Origin of the sequence: Nostoc sp. JL33, from assembly GCF_017114985.1 — a bacterium.
Taxonomy (GTDB): domain Bacteria; phylum Cyanobacteriota; class Cyanobacteriia; order Cyanobacteriales; family Nostocaceae; genus Nostoc.
In genome coordinates this window covers 1-6,075 of sequence record NZ_JABXKP010000006.1, presented here as the reverse complement: position 1 = coordinate 6,075, position 6,075 = coordinate 1, and the positions used below count along the sequence as shown (strand labels likewise).

The 6,075-nt window shown below is 39.9% G+C and carries 3 protein-coding genes and 2 pseudogenes; 2 read left to right on the top strand and 3 right to left on the bottom strand.

Annotation, left to right across the window (positions count from 1 at the left end; all coding sequences use genetic code 11):
- Positions 1–88: 88 nt before the first annotated feature.
- Both HWQ23_RS00190 and HWQ23_RS00185 read right to left on the bottom strand, forming a co-directional pair.
- Positions 89–1,081 (bottom strand): glycosyltransferase, encoded by a 993-nt coding sequence (locus tag HWQ23_RS00190; protein ID WP_292822766.1) that lies wholly within the window; start codon positions 1,079–1,081, stop codon positions 89–91.
- Between the two features lie 199 nt (positions 1,082–1,280).
- Positions 1,281–2,386 (bottom strand): annotated as a pseudogene (locus HWQ23_RS00185) (IS630 family transposase).
- Positions 2,387–2,856: 470 nt separating this feature from the next.
- Here HWQ23_RS00185 and HWQ23_RS00180 point away from each other — a divergent pair.
- Positions 2,857–3,057 carry a hypothetical protein gene (locus HWQ23_RS00180; RefSeq protein WP_292822765.1) on the top strand — a complete coding sequence of 67 codons (201 nt, stop codon included), beginning with the start codon at positions 2,857–2,859 and terminating at the stop codon, positions 3,055–3,057.
- Between the two features lie 3 nt (positions 3,058–3,060).
- Positions 3,061–4,992, top strand: coding sequence for a PAS domain S-box protein (locus tag HWQ23_RS00175; RefSeq protein ID WP_292822767.1), 1,932 nt, complete (start codon positions 3,061–3,063; stop codon positions 4,990–4,992).
- Between the two features lie 31 nt (positions 4,993–5,023).
- On the opposite strand, the pseudogene HWQ23_RS00170 reads toward HWQ23_RS00175, so the two are convergent.
- Positions 5,024–6,075, bottom strand: a pseudogene (locus tag HWQ23_RS00170) (hypothetical protein); the annotation flags it as partial.

The following is a 6,075-nucleotide window of genomic DNA, read 5'->3' as shown; positions in this document are numbered from 1 at the left end:
AGACTACTAGTCAACCCTCCTCTTACTTTTTTACTACTTTTTCAGCAAACCCTAATTAGATAATTGAGTCGTTGGGATACAAGCCCCTTTAATTCATTGATGGAAGATGAAGAAATGCACAGCATAAATTTTCAAACCCCTGCCTGAAGACATGGGGTATTAACTGCGAATTGCGAATTGCGAATTGGTAATTGCTCTGATGTGTTTTCTTTAAGGCTTCCACGATGTAGTGTGTGAGATATTCTGGATTGGGCATTGTCATGCTCCCAAATCCAAAACACAAAGGTAATTGCTTTCGTCCAAGAAAATCCTCTAGTTCCAGAGGTGGCTCGTATTCGGAGGCTTGCTCAATAAACCAAAAACTAGTCACATAGGCCCATGCAGGCCAGTCACGGGGTCTTGGGATGACGTGCGAACTAAATCCATACAATACAGGGATTCGTGATACATTCGCCGGAGTCTTCTGTCTGAAGCGTCTGCCGAAATATGGTAGAGGCGGCAATTTCAAAGTTTCTGTTCTGAAGTGATTGAGCAGCTTCCGATATCTTTGCCAGTGCAAAAACTCTACTAGTAAGTAGCTGCCATAATTTATCGCTTTTTTTAACGGGTTTTTAGCTATTTGAGCAAATCTCAAAAACCCAAACATCCCTGTAGGACTCAACGGCAGAACTGATGCAAAAAAGCAGGGTACACCTAATTTATCTGCAATGTGATATCCAAAGGTAGCTAGCGGCGTGTAGATAATCACCTCACTTCCAACACACGCACTCCAAGCTGATTCCAACTGTTGAAGCAAAAGCTTATCTCCCTCATAAGGATTCAACTTTTCTCCCGCAATCAATCGCTGCTGGAGTTTGGATTGCAAAAACTCTTGCATATTGCCAGCGATTGGTGCAAACTCTAAATCAAACTGCCTCACAAAAGATGCAAAGTTTTCGTGTGTTGCAACTGTTACCTGATGCCCTGCACGTCTTAAACCAATAGCCAAAGCGCAGTATGGTTGCAAGTCTCCCCTTGAACCTACTGTTAGGATCGTAATCTTCAGTTTCCGACTTGGTGCTATAGGTAGACTTTGGCTCAAATGCTTTTTCCTGCTGAAAACGTGAGGATCCAAAAATTGTACTAATTTCCTGTGCCTCTAGGCGATAAACTAATACAGTTTAAATCAGCCTATTTTTTCGTAACTGTTCCCTTGCCTTCTCAGAAAAACTTTCTTAACTGAACCACGTTAAGCCAATTGCGATCGCTATTGCATTGGTTAAGCTGCGTAGCAGCTAAATTTAATAAACAGCATTACCTTTATTTTTAATCTTGCGCTCCCATTTAATAATAAGACCTCCTTCATTTAATAATTTATTTAACAAATCTTCTAGCTGTGATACTGACTCGAACAATCTATGAGCTATATATTCTTTTGCTGAATGCCAAACCAATTCAATTAAATTATAATCTGGACTATAAGGTGGTAGAAATTCCAAGGTAATATTTGGCATTTCTGCCTTGATATTAGCTAAAATATCTTTTCTTTTATGGAAGCTGGCATTATCTAAGATAATCACTATTTTCGCCGAACATTTATTGAAAGTCTCACTTGGATTTCCTTGCTCTATCCATTCTTGCAAGAGAAAATTATTCAAAGATTTAAGCTGCTCATAAAATACATCTGCATTTCCTTTTTGAATCACAAAATTCATTCTCTTCTTATCGTGATAACTAACCCTCCCATAATATTGACTCTTCCTCTTCTTCTTTGACCAGTGATTTGTTTTCTTGTACCTTTCTTACCCCAATTTTTTCTTCTTATCACTCTTAAACTAAATCCACTCTCATCCCAGAACCATACCTGTAAACGCTCTGGGGCAACATTTGTTATTCTTAAGTATTCTGACAATTTTTCTTTAAATGCCTTACGTGTTTCAGGATTCTGTTTGTCCTCTAGGCTGTATTTTGCCCAAAGGTAAACGTACTTTTTTCGCTCTAATATTCTCCCAACTTGCGAACCACTTAATTTAATTCCTGTTATCTTTTCGAGGTATGTGGCTAGTCTCGCTGCTGTCCAACGACCAAATTCATACCCATACTCTAATGGTTCTTTTTCAATTACTTCTAATAATAAATCTTCATATTCTTTGGTAACTTTGCGAAAGTTCCCTTCTCTTCTTCCATCTAAAACACTTCCTAGGTTATCTGGATCGCCGTGAACTGCCCAATATGCTACCGTTGGAGATGCAATGTTTAAAAAGTTACTAATTCCCTGATAAGTTTTTCCATCATTTATTAATAATAAAATCAATAGTTTTTCTCTTACGTATGGATTTTCATGCTCTTTTAGCGTTTTTAGTAACCGTTCCTTCTGCTCTTTAGAAAGATGGTTCTTTGCTGGCATAGGTGGCTGATGCTAGGTTAATTACTTAGCTTTATTATACAATCAAGCTGCGTAACAGCTTAGGTGAGTAATGGTAGTTCTTTTCTCACCTTCTACCAAAAGGGGGACTGTATTCAATCAGACACCCCTTTTTTCTTGCTGATTATCTGATAATGATAATCGAATAAAATGGATGGAGAGAAAAAACCCTCGTTACTGTCTCTCCATCCATTTTCATGATTATCATTATTGTATTATATTCTCGGCAAGGATACTACACAATAATTGTTCAAGGTAGCGGATGTTTTGAGGCTGACAAGATAATATTTTTAACCTCTAATTCCATTTAGTTTGCGTTCTCTCATATCACTTTTAGTCTAAACTCCAGTTCCAACAGATGAATATTATTAGAAGCAGGAATGTTACATTCTCTAAAGAATAGGGAATCCTAGATTTAAGTAGCAAGCAAATCTATTAGTCAGTTAGATAGGATGAACTTTCAACAGCAGGGCATTCAATCCGGTAACAATTTTTCTGTCAACCAAGTGCTAAAAGTTGATGAAGTCAGTAGAAATGGTCAGGAGATTGAAAATCAATTAGCAGAGCCAGATTTGAAACAGTTGCAAGATAAACTTTTATTACTTATAGAACGAAATCCTTTGCCTTTAATTGAGTGGAATACAGCGTTTTAAGTAATAGAATGGAATCAGGCTGCTGAACAACTATTTGGATACAGCAAAAGCGAAGTACTTGGTTGTCAGGTATCAGAAATAATTGTGCCAGAAATTGAGAGAGTACAAGCCATAAAAATAATGGAGTTATTAATTGAAGAGAAAGTGGGAGGTAATAATCTCAGTAAGAACCTGACAAAACATGGAATAGTGATTATTTGTGATTGGTGTCACACTCCAATAACTAACGTGGATGGCAAGGTAATTAGTATTGTCTCAACAGTGCAGGATATTACAAAAGTAAAGTCTTTTGAAAACGCTCTGCGCGAAAACGAAAAGACCTATCAGCAAATTCTTGATGCAATTACAGATATGGTACTGGTTAAAGGTCCTAAATCTCGAATAATTTGGGCAAATAAGGCATTTCGTGATTATTACGGGATGAGTGAGTCACAGCTTCAAAATATGATTGATGCACCCTTCAGCGAAGCAGATCATACTCTGCAATATATCAAAGATGATACTTACGTATTTGAAAGTGGACAGACCCTAGAAATTCCCCAAGAGCCAGTAACTCGGTACAATGGCGAGGTACGCCTATTCCATACAATCAAATCTGCGATCCGCAACGAACTAGGTCAAGTGATAATGACTGTTGGTGTAGCTCGTGATATTAGTGAGCATAAACAAGCCCAGAAAGAACAGGCGAAGTTATTAGCAATTCTAGAAGCAGCACCAGACTTTATCAGTACTGCTGACTTAACTGGGCAGGTTCTTTACTTTAACAAAGCAGCTCGTAGAATGTTGGAGCTAGGGGAAGAAGAATCGCTTCATAAGAGAAATTTGTCCCAAAATCATCCGAAATGGGCAAATGAGATTATCCAGAATCAAGGATTACCAGAATCCGTTAGAGTCGGTGATTGGGTTGGGGAAACGGCTGTTTTAAAAGCTGATGGACGAGAAATTCCCATATCCCAACTGATTATTGCTCACAAATCACCTGAGGGGGAAGTTGAATATTTCTCGACGATCGCAAGGGATATCAGCGAACTCAAAGCTGCGGAAGAAACTTTGGTGCAAAAAGCGGAAGATTTAGAGCGCACTCTTAAAGAACTTCAAAGCACCCAAGTTCATTTGCTCCAAAGCGAAAAAATGTCCTCTATTGGTCAATTGGTTGCTGGAGTAGCTCACGAAATGAATAATCCTTTGGGCTTTATTGCTGCCAGTGTAAAACAAGCTAAACCTACCTTTGCTGATATTGTTGACCACTTAAAGCTTTATCAGAAAAAGTTTCCCGCTCCGGGAGATGAAATTCTTATTCATGCCGAAGAAATTGACTTGGAATATAGCTTATCAGATTTACCAGAAATGATTGATTCGATGACGATAGCCTGTGACAGACTGAAAGATATTAGTACCAGTCTCCGCACCTTCACTCGTGCCGATCGAGAATACAAAATACCTTTCAATATCCACCAAGGCATTGATAGTACCATTCTGATTCTCAAACATCGTCTGAAAGCAAATGAGCAACGTCCGAAGATTGAAGTTATCACAAACTACGGTAAATTACCTGAAGTAGAATGTTTTCCAGGTCAATTAAATCAGGTATTTATGAATATACTAGCGAATGCTATTGATGCCTTGGATGAATCAAATACAGACCGGACTTTTAGGGAGATTAAAGCCAATCCTAATCAGATTATGATTACCACCTCATTGAAAAACAAACAGGTTGAGGTGAAGATTGCTGATAATGGTCAAGGGATGAGTGAATCAATTAAACGAAAAGTATTTGATGACTTGTTTACTACCAAAGGTGTTGGTAAAGGAACAGGATTAGGATTAGCGATCGCTCAATCTATTGTTGTAGAAAAACATGGTGGAACTTTGGATGTGAATTCTACCCCAAGCGTTGGAACAGAATTTGTGATTACCTTACCGATTCTGGTTTAGACTCAAAATTAACTTGGTCGAAAGTGTGACTTCAGTTAACCACCGCCACCAGCCAATCGCACACCACAGACCTACACCCGTCAGCAAAATTAACCCACACCTGCCACTGCCCAAGATACCCATTCCAGTAAGGCTTACCATCAGCAACACCAACAGCCTCGCCAACTCTAGAGACAAGCTCTTGGTAGAAAGAGCCAGCGCTGTCGAGTCCAAGGCGTATTTTCAGCTTCAGCCCCTTCCATCTTTGGGTAACAGGACTTTCCACTGGCGTGAGTGTTTGAGGAATATCCTGGGATTGGGTGTCAATGACTGGTGTAGTTGTACTTCTATTATTACTGACTGACACCAACTCATTTTGAAATAATTCATCTCGATTTAACCACTGCCCGAAAATCGAATCACGCTGATCGTTAGGGGCAACAAACTGGTAAACGCACTCCCGATTTTCACGCTTACCCAACCGACCGACATAATCCAACTTCAAATCAATCTTCGCAAGTAGTTTCTGTGCGATCGCAAGGGGCGTTAACTTCTCGCTAACAGTCACATTCAAACAAGTCTTGATGAAATAGCGATTTTCTACAGCAGCCCGTTTCAATTCCTGCATTTTTGCATCAGTTGAACGCCACTTCACCCCAGGCTTTAGCAGTTGCAAGAGATTGAGTTTTGCCAATAACAGCACAGCAGGCAATAGCTGCCCCTTGTTAAAGTCAGGTTTCCAAATAGAATTCTCCCCTGCTTCCAACTGCGATGCAGCTCTTTTGGCATCACGAGTTGTCAGAAACTCTCGCCCCAGCGTCAAATAATAGTGCATCCGCAGTTGAGGATACCACCCATCGTCATCCTTCTCAACCAAATCAGGGGTTACGTCAATTTCGTAGCGACGGGACAATTCCGCCTTGCGCTGCTGATGTCGTTCGGTTTTCGTTTTCGCTCTTTTGTCTTGCAGCTTCTTGAGTTCAGCCCCAGAGAGTTCATCAGAATTAGCGATCGCCTGACATTCAGCAGTATACAATTCCTGACTTGCCGCTTTAACCGACTCGATTACTGCACCAGTCTCATCATCGTCGGCATCGTCGGCAT

What these genes read in the sequence shown, in the direction of transcription:
- HWQ23_RS00180 (WP_292822765.1), top strand. Translation starts at nt 2,857, where the DNA reads ATGAACTTTCAACAGCAGGGCATTCAATCCGGTAACAATTTTTCTGTC.